14 protein-coding genes are annotated in these 13,866 nt (G+C 41.9%); 5 read left to right on the forward strand and 9 right to left on the reverse strand.

Annotated features, from left to right (window positions below):
* Positions 1 to 10 precede the first annotated feature (10 nt).
* Both AC1XUE_RS24980 and AC1XUE_RS24985 read right to left on the reverse strand, forming a co-directional pair.
* Positions 11 to 373 (reverse strand): DUF3127 domain-containing protein, encoded by a 363-nt coding sequence (locus AC1XUE_RS24980; RefSeq protein WP_483358720.1) that lies wholly within the window; start codon positions 371 to 373, stop codon positions 11 to 13.
* A 75-nt stretch (positions 374 to 448) separates the two neighbouring features.
* Positions 449 to 1,627, reverse strand: coding sequence for a cystathionine gamma-synthase (locus AC1XUE_RS24985; RefSeq protein WP_483358772.1), 1,179 nt, complete (start codon positions 1,625 to 1,627; stop codon positions 449 to 451).
* A gap of 94 nt (positions 1,628 to 1,721) precedes the next feature.
* Here AC1XUE_RS24985 and AC1XUE_RS24990 point away from each other — a divergent pair, with 94 nt between their 5' ends.
* The gene (locus AC1XUE_RS24990; RefSeq protein ID WP_483358721.1) at positions 1,722 to 2,414 is read left to right on the forward strand and encodes a TVP38/TMEM64 family protein; all 693 of its coding nucleotides are present in this window, start codon (positions 1,722 to 1,724) and stop codon (positions 2,412 to 2,414) included.
* Positions 2,415 to 2,433: 19 nt separating this feature from the next.
* Here the strand turns inward: AC1XUE_RS24990 and AC1XUE_RS24995 are convergent, their stop codons facing one another.
* Positions 2,434 to 2,784 (reverse strand): hypothetical protein, encoded by a 351-nt coding sequence (locus tag AC1XUE_RS24995; RefSeq protein ID WP_483358722.1) that lies wholly within the window; start codon positions 2,782 to 2,784, stop codon positions 2,434 to 2,436.
* 225 nt (positions 2,785 to 3,009) lie between these two features.
* Between AC1XUE_RS24995 and AC1XUE_RS25000 the strand changes: the two genes are divergently transcribed.
* From AC1XUE_RS25000 to AC1XUE_RS25010, 3 genes are all read left to right on the forward strand, one after another.
* Positions 3,010 to 4,593, forward strand: a complete 1,584-nt coding sequence (locus tag AC1XUE_RS25000) for a sodium:solute symporter family protein (protein ID WP_483358723.1) — start codon at positions 3,010 to 3,012, stop codon at positions 4,591 to 4,593.
* 105 nt (positions 4,594 to 4,698) lie between these two features.
* Entirely contained in the window at positions 4,699 to 5,667 is a 969-nt protein-coding gene (locus AC1XUE_RS25005; RefSeq protein WP_483358724.1) for a dihydrodipicolinate synthase family protein, read from the forward strand.
* A gap of 10 nt (positions 5,668 to 5,677) precedes the next feature.
* Positions 5,678 to 7,669, forward strand: coding sequence for an SUMF1/EgtB/PvdO family nonheme iron enzyme (locus AC1XUE_RS25010; RefSeq protein WP_483358725.1), 1,992 nt, complete (start codon positions 5,678 to 5,680; stop codon positions 7,667 to 7,669).
* A 171-nt stretch (positions 7,670 to 7,840) separates the two neighbouring features.
* Here the strand turns inward: AC1XUE_RS25010 and AC1XUE_RS25015 are convergent, their stop codons facing one another.
* Complete coding sequence (locus AC1XUE_RS25015) at positions 7,841 to 8,578, reverse strand: DUF6733 family protein (RefSeq protein WP_483358726.1); 738 nt, start codon at positions 8,576 to 8,578, stop codon at positions 7,841 to 7,843.
* A gap of 1,229 nt (positions 8,579 to 9,807) precedes the next feature.
* Between AC1XUE_RS25015 and AC1XUE_RS25020 the strand changes: the two genes are divergently transcribed.
* Positions 9,808 to 10,680, forward strand: coding sequence for an AraC family transcriptional regulator (locus tag AC1XUE_RS25020; RefSeq protein WP_483358727.1), 873 nt, complete (start codon positions 9,808 to 9,810; stop codon positions 10,678 to 10,680).
* A gap of 1 nt (position 10,681) precedes the next feature.
* On the opposite strand, the gene AC1XUE_RS25025 is transcribed toward AC1XUE_RS25020, so the two are convergent.
* The 5 genes from AC1XUE_RS25025 to prfB all read right to left on the reverse strand — a co-directional run bounded on the left by AC1XUE_RS25025 (position 10,682) and on the right by prfB (position 13,739).
* A complete protein-coding gene (locus tag AC1XUE_RS25025; protein ID WP_483358728.1) occupies positions 10,682 to 11,116 on the reverse strand; it encodes a DoxX family protein in 435 nt (144 codons plus the stop codon).
* Positions 11,117 to 11,179: 63 nt separating this feature from the next.
* Positions 11,180 to 11,995 carry an alpha/beta hydrolase gene (locus AC1XUE_RS25030; RefSeq protein ID WP_483358729.1) on the reverse strand — a complete coding sequence of 272 codons (816 nt, stop codon included), beginning with the start codon at positions 11,993 to 11,995 and terminating at the stop codon, positions 11,180 to 11,182.
* Positions 11,989 to 12,372: a type II toxin-antitoxin system VapC family toxin gene (locus tag AC1XUE_RS25035; RefSeq protein ID WP_483358730.1), complete on the reverse strand. Its 384-nt coding sequence runs from the start codon at positions 12,370 to 12,372 to the stop codon at positions 11,989 to 11,991. The genes AC1XUE_RS25030 and AC1XUE_RS25035 overlap by 7 nt, the downstream gene beginning before the upstream one ends.
* Entirely contained in the window at positions 12,369 to 12,578 is a 210-nt protein-coding gene (gene vapB / locus AC1XUE_RS25040) for a type II toxin-antitoxin system VapB family antitoxin (protein WP_483358731.1), read from the reverse strand. The genes AC1XUE_RS25035 and vapB overlap by 4 nt, the downstream gene beginning before the upstream one ends.
* Positions 12,579 to 12,664: 86 nt before the next feature.
* Positions 12,665 to 13,739 (reverse strand): peptide chain release factor 2 gene (prfB, locus tag AC1XUE_RS25045; protein ID WP_483358732.1). Its coding sequence is split into 2 segments (ribosomal slippage): positions 12,665 to 13,678 and positions 13,680 to 13,739, totalling 1,074 coding nucleotides; the frame shifts between segments, so codons are not numbered across the junction.
* Between the last annotated feature and the right edge of the window lie 127 nt (positions 13,740 to 13,866).

Raw genomic sequence — 13,866 nt, forward strand, 5'->3', positions numbered from 1 at the left:
ATTAACAAAATCAGAATGGAAGGTCGTCTGATTCGTCTTCAGTGAAAGTGGTAACCGGAGGGAAAGCATTTCCGGCTTGTGCTGCGGCAGGAGCATTATTGCTAGTACTTCCTGCTTTGTCAACTTTCCATGCTTTTACTTCTGTGTACCAGCGGGAATTATATTCACGGCTTTCCACATCGATAGATGCCGTTACCGAATCATTTACTTTTAGGCTAGCCTGGTCAATTTTATCACCCCAAAGAGCAATACATACTTTTTTAGGGTATTGCGACGGGATTTCAAGGATGAATTCCTGCTTGCGCCATGTCCCGTTCTTGCCCTGACCCGATACTTCCGGAAGTAATGCAATGACAGTTCCTGTTAATTCCATATCAATGATTGATTTTTAGATGCTTAAAATAAGGTTCCAAAAGTAAGCTTTTTGGTTTTCGATTGCAAAAAAGCATTAGTCAATTGCTTGCTCCAGATCAGCAATAAGATCATCAACATCCTCAATACCAACACTTAGACGAATGAGTGTATCTTTTAATCCTACCTTTTCTCGCTCTTCCCGTGGTATACTTGCATGCGTCATGCTGGCAGGGTGTGTACAAAGCGACTCTACTCCTCCAAGTGATTCTCCAAGCGAGAATAGCTGAAGTCGTTCCATGGTTAAGACAGCCTGTTCATATACATCCCCTTTCAACTCAAAAGAAAGCATTCCACCAAAGTCGCGCATTTGTCTTTTTGCCAAATCATGACCTGTATGAGAAAGTAGCCCCGGATAATATACCTTACCTACTTTGGGATGATTTTCAAGCCACTGAGCCACTTTTATCGCATTTTCACAATGTCTCTGCATCCTGATATGCAGTGTTTTGATTCCCCTCAATACCAGAAAACAATCCTGTGGACCCGGAACAGCTCCACTCGCATTCTGAATAAAGGCAAGTTGCCTGGCGAGCTCATCATTACTTGTGATCAGAGCACCCATTACTGTATCCGAGTGTCCGCCGAGGTATTTGGTCACCGAGTGCATGACGATATCTGCACCTAGTTCCAGCGGATTCTGCAGGTATGGGGATGCAAAAGTATTGTCAACCGCAGTCAGGATTTTTCTCTGTTTACAAAGCGATGTTACAGCTTCAATATCAATTAGCTTTAACAAAGGATTGGTAGGGGTTTCCATCCATACCAGCCTCGTTTTGCTTGTAAGCACATTTTCGATATTAGCAACATCACTCATGTCGACAAAGTGAAAGACGAGACCGAATGCTTCAAAGATTTTTTTCATGATCCGATACGATCCTCCATAGATATCGCTGGTAGCAATAATTTCATCTCCGGGGCGAAAAAGTTTGAGCACAGCATCCGTGGCAGCAAGTCCCGATGCAAAGCAAATGCCATGTCTGCCGTTTTCCAGCGCAGCCAGCGCATTCTGCAATGCAGTTCGGGTGGGATTGTGTGTGCGTGAATATTCATAACCTTTGTGCTTCCCCGGACTTTCCTGCACATAGGTCGACGTCTGATAAATGGGCGTCATAATAGCGCCTGTAGTAGGGTCAGGCTCGATACCCGCATGGATGGCTTTTGTTGCGAACTTCATGTTTTCTAACTTATAACTGTTATTGAACTGAAAGCCGATCGCTGGCTACCGATGGCTATTTGTACAAAGATAGAATTCTCAAAAACCTTTTAGCTACCTGTGGCGTTGGAAGGGGAGAAAGTATTTAATTACAATGCAGTCAGAAAAATCGTCGGGCGGGAAATTTTCGCTACCAGTAATTATAAGTGTATTGATGACCATCGTTCCATTGATTAGCACATCACTGGCAACGGCGTGGGCAATAAGTCATGAAAACATGCTGAGAGGATGGTCGATGGAAATATGGATCGGTATCACCTTGTTACTTACTATTGCATCCTCGCTGGCGCTCACGCCTCCTACATTTCTGGCGTTGGTATATGGTTACTTTCTGGGATGGATTGCGATTCCATTGCTATTTGCATTGAATCTGGGGGCAATTGCTATTGTGTTTTTTCTTTCCCGTTTTCTGCAACCAGACTCTGTGAGAAATTATCTGATACGTATTTATCCGCAGGCTGGCCGGCTTCTGAATCGGTTTCATCAGAATCAATTGAGGCTCATTTTCTTTGCGAAGCTTTCTCCTGTCTTGCCTTTTGCGGTCGCAAATCTATTTTTCTCATTGGCAGGTGCCCGTTTCAAACAGATTATTGCAGGTGGAACTTTGGGTATGATCCCAAGAACAATACTGGCAGTTTGGGCCGGCAAGGAAGCGCAGGATATTGCCTATTTATTGGAACACCCGAATGAAGGACTGGCAACAAAAATCGTTATTCTGGTATTAATCGTAGTATCGACTTTGGGAATGGGGTATTTCTTCAAAGACCGGACAGCGGTTCAGAAGTAATAATCTTATCCACTGGTTTCTACCTGAGTCTGGCTGAGGTGACCTCAAAAGGTACCGGATACAGATTCATTAACTCTAATTCCGGTGAGGTTAAGAAGTATCCTGTCACAAATAAATCCAGACTGTCTTTCTTAAACTCCTCGGGCAAGTTGCAGGCACTCCATGCATTTGAACCCTCGGAAAGATCCAAACGACCTCCGTTAATAAGTCCGCCTGAGCTTCGATATGTTACTTGAAAATCCACCACATGGTTACTTCTTCTGACATCCTTAACTTCCGGATAGCAGGCTACAGCAGGTATAGTGTTGTTCTGTTTACAACTTCCCCAAGCCAAAGCGAAAACGGATAAAGTGATATAGTGCATCTTCATAATGGAGCTGTTTACAGTTAAAAACCTATAATCGAATTCTACATCCGGCTAAACCGGTCAGTTTCAGAATGACAGCTATCTGCTAGAATTGGTTGGAATCTTAAAGTAATTTTAAATTATAAAGGTGTATGTTAATATCCTACAATAATTCGATATGAAACCACATAAAATCATCAACTTAATCCTGTTTATTTGCAATTAAGTTATACTTACTCAAAAAGTAGAATGAAATCCTTACCTGTTATTGATCTCGCTATTGTGATTGCCTATCTGGTGGCAATGGTGGCTGTAGGTGTTTTCTTTTCGAGAAAAAATACTACTGCCGATCAGTTTACCAAGGCTTCAGGTAAAATTCCCGGCTGGGCTATAGGAATATCCATCTACGCTACTTTTTTGAGTAGCAATACATTTCTGGGCGTGCCGGGTAAGGCTTATGGAAGCAACTGGAATTCCTTTGTTTTTAGTTTGTCTATGCCACTGGCTGCATGGGTTGCGACCAAATTTTTCATCCCATTTTACCGGAGTACAGGAGCGGTGTCGGCTTATACACATCTTGAACATCGCTTTGGCCCATGGGCAAGAACGTATGCTGTAGTTTGTTTTCTGCTGACTCAGCTAGCCCGAATGGGTTCGATTTTCTTCGGAATTGCATTAAGCTTACAGGCGCTGACCGGTTACCCGATGTCTACGATCATGATTGTAGTAGGCATTTGTATCGTACTGTATACGGTAATGGGGGGAATGGAAGCGGTGATCTGGACAGAAGTAGTACAGGGTGTTATCAAAACTATCGGTGCTCTGGTCATTCTGTATCTTGTGGTGAGCGGGATGGATGGTGGAATGTCTAAAATAATAGATATAGGAACCGCTGATCATAAATTCAGCCTGGGAACATTTGCTCCGGATTTTGTACAATCTTCGTTTTGGGTCGTGCTGTTGTATGGGTTCTTCATGAACCTGAATAATTTTGGAATGGATCAGAATTACGTACAACGCTATCATACAACTTCGTCCGTTAAAGAGGCCGCGAGTTCAGTATGGCTCTGTGTGTATCTGTATTTACCGGTATCGCTGATATTTTTTCTGCTCGGATCTTGCTTGTATGCCTATTATCAAAGTAGTCCGGATTTGCTAAATGCTGTAAGGCTTCAGGCGGCTGCCGAGCGGCTTCCCGGAGGAACTTCAGCGGCAATTCAGCAATTGGCTTATACCCTCACCCCGGCCGAATATGGCGATAAGGTTATGCCTCATTTTATGGTGACGAAAGTTCCGGTAGGCTTGCTGGGATTGATCGTGGCCGCTATTATGTCCGCAGCCATGAGTACCATCAGTTCGGGTATGAATGCTTCGGCAACGGTTTTTTCAGTTGATATCTATCAGCGTTACATCAAGCCTGATATGAATACGAAGCAATCCATGACCCTACTGTATATTGCCACTACCGGATTCGGTCTGCTGGGAATGATTACCGGCATAGCTATGATAGGTGTGAAAAGTGTGTTGGATATATGGTGGCTGTTATCGGGAATTTTTGCCGGAGGTATGCTGGGTTTGTTTTTGCTGGGAATTATATCAAAAACTACCAAAAACACTGAAGCGCTCACGGCTACAATAATTGGCATTATCGTGATTGTATGGATGACATTTTCTCCTAAGCTCTCTGATGAGTATGCCTATTTACGAAATCCTCTACATCAAAATATGATCATGGTAGTAGGTACGCTGACTATATTTTTGGTTGGCTTACTACTCACAAAACTGAAAAGAAATAAAGCCTCAAAGCAGGAAGTGGCGATGGATACCCACTAATACAAGTAAGATGTATTCTGATTACGGCTGCTGTTGATTTACTGAATTGTTGTGCTCAGCAGTTTTCAATATAAGATCTATTTAAGAACACCAACCAATCTAGCTATGACTGCTATTCCTAACCCTTCCTCATTACCGAAAGGCTTTATCCCTGTGATGCTCACTCCATTTCTTGATAATGGAGATATTGACTATGAAGGATTAAAGACTTTAACAGAATTTTATCTTGAAGCAGGTGCTGCAGGACTTTTTGCAAACTGTCTTTCGAGCGAAATGTTTGAATTGACTGCCGAGGAACGTTTGACGGTTACGCAAACTGTCGTGGATCAGGTCGCTGGGCGGGTGCCGGTAGTGGCTACGGGTACATTTGGCGGACCTATTGCAGCCCAAGCGGAATTCATAAAACGTATATATAGTACCGGAGTGCAGGCAGTGATTGTCATTTCGGGGCTTATTGCTTCAGAAGGGGAGTCGGATCAAGTGTTCATGGACAGAGCAAAGGAGTTAATCGCATTAACGGACGACATACCACTCGGTTTTTATGAGTGCCCGGTTCCTTATAAGCGATTGATTAATAGTGATGTACTGGCAGAATTGCTGAAAAGTGACAGAATTGTATATCACAAAGATACCTGTTTGGATGATGGAGAGGTTGTGAGAAGGCTAGATGTGGCAAAGGGTTATGAATTCGGACTGTACGATGCCTATATGGTGAATGCGGTTTCGTCTTTGAAAGCAGGTGCCTCAGGACTTTCCTGTATTCAGGGTAACATTTATCCGGAACTGGTGGTTTGGATTTGTAAGCATTTTAACGATTCTGAGAAACAAGAACAGGTCAGAAAAGTGCAGCAGTTTTTCGTGGATACGATGGATATTGTACATACGGTTTATCCGGTTATTGCCAAGTATAGCCTTCAAAAAAGAGGCTTCCCAATTTCTTTATTCACGCGTAGAGATGTAGGCGTATTGTCGGAAGATCTGAAAGATCGGATGGATACACTACTTACTCAAGTTGAGAAACTACAGGAAGAGCTCGGTATTGATAGTATATTTGACAAATATCTGATTAAATAATAACTCCTTTATGACGCGGATTCTTGCTATTGCCTTACTCTTTACAGCAGCAAATGATTCTTTTGCTCAAAAAAATTCAGTTGGAATTCAAATGGTTGAGATTCCTGCGGGTAAGTTTTACATGGGTTCGGAGGGTGAAGGTGAAACAGTTGATGAAAACCCTATTCATAGGGTTTCAGTGAGAAATCTGAAAATTGCGACAACGGAAGTTACCAATGCCCAATATGAAGACTTTGATCCATCGCATAAGAAACTAAGAGGAAAGGACGGCTTTTCTAAAGCGGATGACGAAGCTGTTATTTTTGTGAGCTATCAGGATGCTATAGCCTTTTGTGAATGGCTGAGTAAAAAAGAAGGGAAAAAGTACCGCTTGCCTACTGAGGCAGAATGGGAATATGTATGCCGTGCCGGGACTGTCACTGATTTTTCTACCGGCAGATTTTTATCAAAAGCACATCTCAAAAGTCAGAAAACAGACCGAAATCCTGAAATTGTATCTCTCAAAGTGGCTCAGGCAGAGCCGAATGCATTTGGCGTGTATGACATGCATGGCAATGTGGAGGAATGGTGTTCGGATTGGTATGGACCATATGCAGCCGGTGAACAGAGCGATCCTGTAGGCAGGATTTCAGGTTTGTTCAGAGTAACGAGGGGTGGAAGTCACGGAACGCCGGTAGCCTACTTGCGTTCTTCCAACAGAATGGCAATGATTCCAGAAGACAAGCATTTTCAGCTTGGATTTAGGGTTGTAGAAGGGGACTACCCATCGTCGACACCGCTTCCGGCTGTGACTCCTGCCGAAGTATTTCAGCATGTTTCACAAAAGAAATTTAAATGGGAAAAAGCTGCTGAGTCAAAACCTCTCTTCATGGAACCGGTACGCTATGTGCACAAGCCGGAATGTCCGGATGATATCCCGTTTTTCCACCACAACCATTGTCCGGCTATTGCCTGGTGCCCAAACGGGGATCTGCTGGCTATCTGGTTTTCAACCAATCAGGAATCGGGCAGAGAAATGACCATACTTGGAAGCCGCTTGCGGGCAGGACAAAGCCAGTGGGATAAGCCATCCGAATTTTTCAAAGTACCCGACAGAAATATGACTGGGTCGTCTGTCTTTCACGATGGAAAAGGTACTCTATACTTCATGAATGGCGTGGAAACGGATGGAGACTGGAAAAACCTCGCGATGGTACTTCGGACAAGTACGGATAATGGGGCGACCTGGTCGGCTCCTATACTGGCAGATCCCGAACATCAGGTTCGTAATCAGGTGATAGCGGGCATGTTTGAAACAAAAGAAGGATGGTTGGTACAGGCTGGAGATGCTGATCCCGGACCTGTGGGTGGCACTGCTATTCACATCAGTAAGGACCGTGGAAAAACATGGGAGAATCCGTATACGAATCCAGCGGTGCCGGAGTTTAAAGCTGGTGGTAGAGGCGGACTCATTGCGGGTATTCATGCCGGCGTGGTACAGCTCAATGATGGCAGGCTGATGGCGCTGGGACGGAATAACAATATCGCCGATGCGAACGGTGTCATGCGGATGCCTATGAGTATTTCAAAGGATATGGGCAAATCCTGGACTTATTCCGCCTCTGAATTTCCTCCCCTTGCTGGCGGTCAACGGCTTGTTTTTTTGCGTTTGAAAGAAGGGCCGCTGTTACTGATCTCTTTTACCCACCATCCTGAAGAGTCTGACGAAAGTAAAAAAGGGATGCTTTTCTCAGATGGGAAGGGTGGTACTTACAAAGGCTTTGGGATGTATGCTGCCTTATCGTACGATGATGGTAAAACATGGCCTGTTAAAAAGTTACTGACAGATGGGAAAGAGCGTTATCTCAATGGAGGAGCATGGACAGGTGCGTTTGAAATGGATAAAACAAATGCGGAACCAAGGGGTTATCTGGCAATTACACAATCCCCCGATCATGTAATTCATTTGGTGAGCAGCAGTATTCACTATCGATTTAACCTGAGCTGGTTATCTGCCAAATAGGATTAAAGTCGTGCAATAGCTCTCTGGAATAGGGCCTTTTGAGTAAAAATATCTCCTCAAATAAAAAGAAAGAACCCGCTTACGCCAATTCCGACAAATTGGACCAGCGGGTACTTTAACTTAACTACTCAGAATATAATTTTTGAAATTTTTGATCAGTTTAATCTTCAATTAGAAATTGAAGAACATGTTCATTTTATAGAAATCACCGTCAAAGTTAGCTTTTGCGGCATTTCCGGCAAGATTACCCCCGAAAGAAAACCTCAGACCAGCATTGCCTTTTGTAAATTGAACATAAGGTCCAAGCCATGTGTAGTACTGGGATGTACTGGTTGGCTGGCCTTCGCCTCCTGAACGAAACAGATTTTCGAAATGTGCACCGGCAGACAGGAATGGTTTGATTTTTCCGCCAAAGTTGGCCCAATAGTGCACATAATTCGCAGTGATCGGACTTTCTTTGCGGAGTGCTCCGTAATATCCAAAATAGAGTTGTCCCTCTGTCTTGCTATTGTTCAGGTTGACCGTCAAATTAGGTACAATTCCGTCACCGATTGCGTATTTCCCAGCGGTGAAAGAGGATAGCAAGTTACCCATCGTAAAGCCTACCTGTGGATTAATGGTGATTGATTCTCCTGCTTTGAAGCTGTATCCGACACCAAACTCGGTCCAGTTTCCCCAGGCGATCGCAGTACCGGCACCCCATTGAATACCATAAAAAGTAAATGCTGTGTTCTTGCCTGTAGCTATGGATCCATTAAGCTGTGGATTGAATCCGAAGAAAGCATCATGGTTTAAGGATAATCCAATAGAAACTTTGTCATAGTCTTCTTCTGATGTGCTTTGAGCCATTGCAGGTGTCAAAAATAAGCTTGCCGCAACGGCAGATAAAGAAAAGAATAATTTACGCATAATGATTTAATAATTAAGGAGTGAAAATTCTTAGGTAATACAGCTCGTTTGAGCTAACGATTTGGATAAACGTTGGGCAATAGCAAGCCCTTCAGAGCGCCCGTTTTATAGCAGCACTCAGACCTTTTTAAGATAAAATGATTTGATATCGTATTGTTAACTGGCTTTGAGTTGATAGTTAAGTGAATAAATCATATTATTTGGGCATGCCGCTTCCCTTTCGTATACAGTGGAAGCCAACCGTGTATACGCGCTGTTATCAAGGTTTCTGTGAAAATTCTGGATCAGTTCCTCTTCGTTAAATTAGGAATTATGAATGATCCAAGGATAGATGTTTATAAATAATGATTATGGCGCAAAATTTAGATTTTCAATTTGTTGGAGTTGTGCTAATTAATCCTTGCCAAATAATCTTTTACATAAAGCTTCTTATGCAGTAGATCATAAATGCGTTGAGCAAATATATTTATATTCTTATAATGCAAAGCATAAACACCGATAAAAATGTAGCAAAATTCGAATAAAAATTGATCTTATAATTCTATTTTAATAAAATAATCTGGTTCAAAAGCTATTCTAATATCATGTTAATTTTTCCTTGTTTTCTGTTCAGAATTATAAGGAATAGTATCATCTATGTAATTGAAAATAGCTATTCTAGGTGGGATCATTTATGAAGAACCTATAAATACCATCATCAATTTTATACCAAATAGTTTTTGTACAGTGATGTAAAATAAAGATAAATAGACGGTTTTTTATTGGTATAAGTTTTTCTATATCAGATATTTGTGCATAATTTATTTAATCTGAATAATATTATTTCTGTAATAATATAGTCTGGTTATATAAAAATAATTCATAAATATGTATGTATTGTTCAATGATTAATACTAAACACATACGGTTGTATTTACCTATATGTTACTTTTTAAAATCTGTTATGGTTTTAGATTCATTTACTAAATTGCACTGTCTAATGGTGTTAATGAGCGATGAAAATAGTTGGATTATGCGCGAAATTTCAGGCTAGTTTTCTGAAATAGCGCAGTTGCACTATTCTAATATAAAGACTTCTAAGCGAATATTTTCTCCGGGCATTATATACAGGTGATCAATCGGCTATGTAGCTCGTACCCCAGGCGGGAGCATGTACTGGATAGAATAGGTGAATTAAGTATATAATTGAAAAACTGTCTTATACTGAGAATGCAAATTCCCGATAAATCATGAAGCCGCATTTTCATCGCGTCCCAGTAAAATCGCAAAATTCGTTCAGTATCCGGCACGAGCAAAAAGCTGGCTTTGGCACCGTATGGCACTATCATCCTGAATTGGAGCTGCACTACCTGATCAAGGGTAGGGGAGTGCGTCTCATAGGAGATAACATCAGTAATTTTTCAGATGGAGAATTAATCTTATTAGGAGAGAATCTGCCGCATGTCTGGCGGGTAGAAGAAGGTATAGATGCAGACGTGGAGGTTATCGTAATTCATTTTTTGCCTGATTGTCTGGGTAGTGATTTCCTGAACTTGCCTGAGGCCTATTTGCTGCCAAGGCTATTTGAAAGGGCGAAAAGAGGTTTGGTTGTGCAAGGGGAAGCGAAAGCTAAAATTGTTGAACTGATGCTGCGTGCAGTTGAGGCGACCAACATGGAAAGGCTTATTCATCTACTATCGATATTAAATATACTTGCCGAAACGCCTGAGAGATCCGATATTACTTCAGGACATGCATTTTACAAATCCAGCGATATGGAAACACTAAGGCTGAATAAGATTTATGAGTTTACACTTGCGCATTACCGGAATGACATCACATTGCAACAAGTCGCTGCCATTGCGAACCTGGGCGTCACCTCGTTCTGCAGATATTTTAAACTAATGACACGGAAAACCTACAATGATTTCCTTGTTGAAATCCGTATCAGCCATGCCTGCCGTTTGTTGATTGAAGACAGGCTGGCTACGGAAGTCATTTGTTTTGAATGTGGATTTAATAATGTGTCTAATTTTTATCGTCATTTCAGAAAAGTAACTGAGATGACGCCCCTCGAATATAAGAAGAGATATCTTTTTAAAGCTACTTCTGATGCTGCATAGTTTAGTTATTGTGGTTCTTCATCCACTCATCCATTGAGAACTTGCCGGAGCCTGCAACAGTAAATAAGACGACCAGAAAGAGTACGATCAGCGATAGCCACAGCTCAGAATTGAGATAAGAAAATCCGGTTCTCATATTTACAATAAATACCGCTGCGATCAGGATCGGAATCTGGACCAGAGCAGATAACCGTGTCAGACATCCCATTGCAATCAGAAATCCACCGAAAATATGCGCGAATGCCACATAATGAACAGCACCTACAGTCCAGAGTTGGACATCCAGTTCCCGGATCAACTCTGAAAGCTTCGTGGTGTCGCTGATAAAGCTGACACCTTTTACAAAAAGCAACACGCCTAAACCAATACGAACAGCATCCAGCCATGCCGGATGATGTGTATCGCCCCAATGTTCGATTCGATCCATTATGTTCATAACTTCTGAATAGTTTGATGTTCAGAAAGTTATATTATTTAATGATTTAAATCAAGAGATGATTTATCTATTCTTAGGACTGTTTTTAAGTGCCTGCCTGGAGTTGCTGTTCAGGTAATCTGCTGCCTTTTCTACGAGTTGGGCATGTCCGCTTTGAAGCAGAATAGATTTGTCGGCACGGAGTAGCTGAGAGAGCTCTTTTACATTTTCAGCTTTAAGTAGCTTATCATATTTTCCAATAAAAAGATACAAATCCACATGGGAGGATCTTGCGGTTTCATACAGCAAAGTGATATCATAATGAAGCCTCCGGAATGCTACCCACGAATTATAAATGGAATATCGTTTCTCAGGAGTATTTAAAACCTGTAATGTAAACCTGTGTAAGCTGCTATGTATGATGCCTGCTTTTTGCAGTATTGCTGCCGTTTTAAAAAGTAGGTTCGGATTGTGCATCAGCCATCTAAACAAATAGCGCGTTGGCGCAAATCGGGATGCCAGCGTGTATAGCGGATGTTCCGAAACGCCATCAGGTGCTATAAGAAACGCTTTATTAATGCGATCAGAAAATGTTTCCAGGGTAGCCAGTGCAAAGCGTCCTCCCATACTAAAACCGGCCACATCGAAACGCGAAATGTTTTCTTTAGTAAGAAAAATATTCATTGTTTGTGCCCATACATCCTTGGTTACCAAATCAATGTGTTCCAAGTCGGCACTTTTTCCATGAAAAAAAAGGTCGAATGCGTAGATGGTGTAGTGATCCCCAAGATGATTGGCAAAGGGTTGAAAACAACTTATGCCATCTTGTCCAATGCCGTGGAAGGCAAGGAGAATGTTTGGGCCGTGGCCGAGTTTGTGGTGGTGGAGTTCGACTACCAATATAGAGCAGTGTTGTAAAGCGGGAAATTAGGATCTTTTCCGATTACAGATAGATTATCTTCCAGACTTTGTGAGATAATTAATCTGTCAAATGGGTCATTGTGGAAGAATTCCAATTGACTTACACGAAGAGTGTGTACAGGAGAAATAGGTAAAATTTGAATATCCGTTAATGCTAACTCATTTAAAAAACTTTCGAAAGATCCTTTCAATTTAAGTTTTCCTAAACTCAATTTGATGCCAATTTCCCATAATGAAGCTATGCTAACATATTTCTGGCTGTTTTCATCTTCGATTGCGAGGCAGGCGTTTGTTGATAATGAAGTATCTCCTTCTAAAAACCAGATAAGCGTGTGGGTATCCAATAAATAACTCAAGGCATATAGTCTTTAAAATCTTCCAAAGGTTCTTCGAAATCCTGGCTCATCATAAAGGTGCCTTTCATCATCCCAAATTTCAACTTCCTTTTTTGTAAATTTTTAATATTATGTTTGTCTATCAAAAAATCTACAAAATCAGCAACCTCCTCCTTTAGGTTCAGGGGCAGTTGAGATACTTTGGTTAATAATTCTAGTTCGCTCATGACTTTGATATTTGAAGTAAGTTAAATTAAAGTAGAAAAATTTCCAAGTGAACAAACTCACCGGGAAATTTTTCACTTAATTCTTCTTACGATTCCATCAAATAAGCCTTGATAAAATCATTAATCTCCCCATTCAGCACGGCTTCTGTATTAGAAGTCTGGTGATCGGTACGATGGTCTTTCACCCGGCGGTCGTCCAGTACATAACTGCGGATCTGCGATCCCCATTCGATTTTACGTTTGGAAGCTTCTACTTCTGCACGTGCAGAATTTCGTTTTTCCAATTCTATCTGATACAAACGGGATTTCAAAAGGCGTATGGCAACTTCCTTATTCATCAGCTGTGATCGTTCCTGCTGACAGGCGATAACGATACCGGAAGGTTTGTGATGCAAACGTACTGCCGTTTCTACCTTGTTTACATTTTGTCCACCTGCCCCACCGGAACGATACGTATCCCATGTAATATCAGCGAGATTGACATCAATTTCGATGTTGTCATCTGCTAATGGATATACATAAACGGATGTAAAAGAAGTATGTCGTCTTGCATTCGAGTCAAACGGCGAAATACGAACCAGGCGGTGTACGCCATTTTCCGATTTCAAATTGCCATAAGCATATTCACCGCTAATCTCCAATGTAACTGATTTGACACCGGCCACATCACCATCCTGCAAATCTACTTCACGAACTTTGTATCCGTTTTTCTCGGCCCACATGATATACATACGCATCAGCATCGATGCCCAGTCCTGCGATTCGGTACCACCGGCACCAGAGTTAATTTCGATTACGGCAGGGAGTTCGTCGCCTTCTTCACCCATCATTTTCCGGAACTCTATTTCATCCAGCTTGTCAGAAAGCTTTTGGCCTTCTTCATCCACTTCTTCTTCTGTGGCTTCATTGGCGTCATAAAATTCCCAGATCGTGTCCAGGTCGTCGCGTAAGCGCGCTAGTTCTTCGTATCCGTTTGTCCAGAATTTCAATCCGCGGATCTCCCGCATTGTTTTTTCTGCACGGGTGGAATCACCCCAAAATTCGGGTTGAACAGTTTGTTGTTCTAAATCTTCTAGTTGTCTTTTACGGTTACCGTAGTCAAAGATACCTCCCCAAAGCCTCTACACGGGCCTTCAAGTCTTTCAATTGCTCTGCTGTCATTTGAAGTTTTGAATTTTTAGTAAAAAAATAACCTTGATATTATGAGGAAGCGTTGAAGTGATGTGTCACGTTGAGCGGATCGGACCGCCGAAGCGATCGAAACGTCTGGCAAAAAGCCCTTCGACTC

This window comes from Dyadobacter sp. HNCC25DJ187, assembly GCF_056895255.1.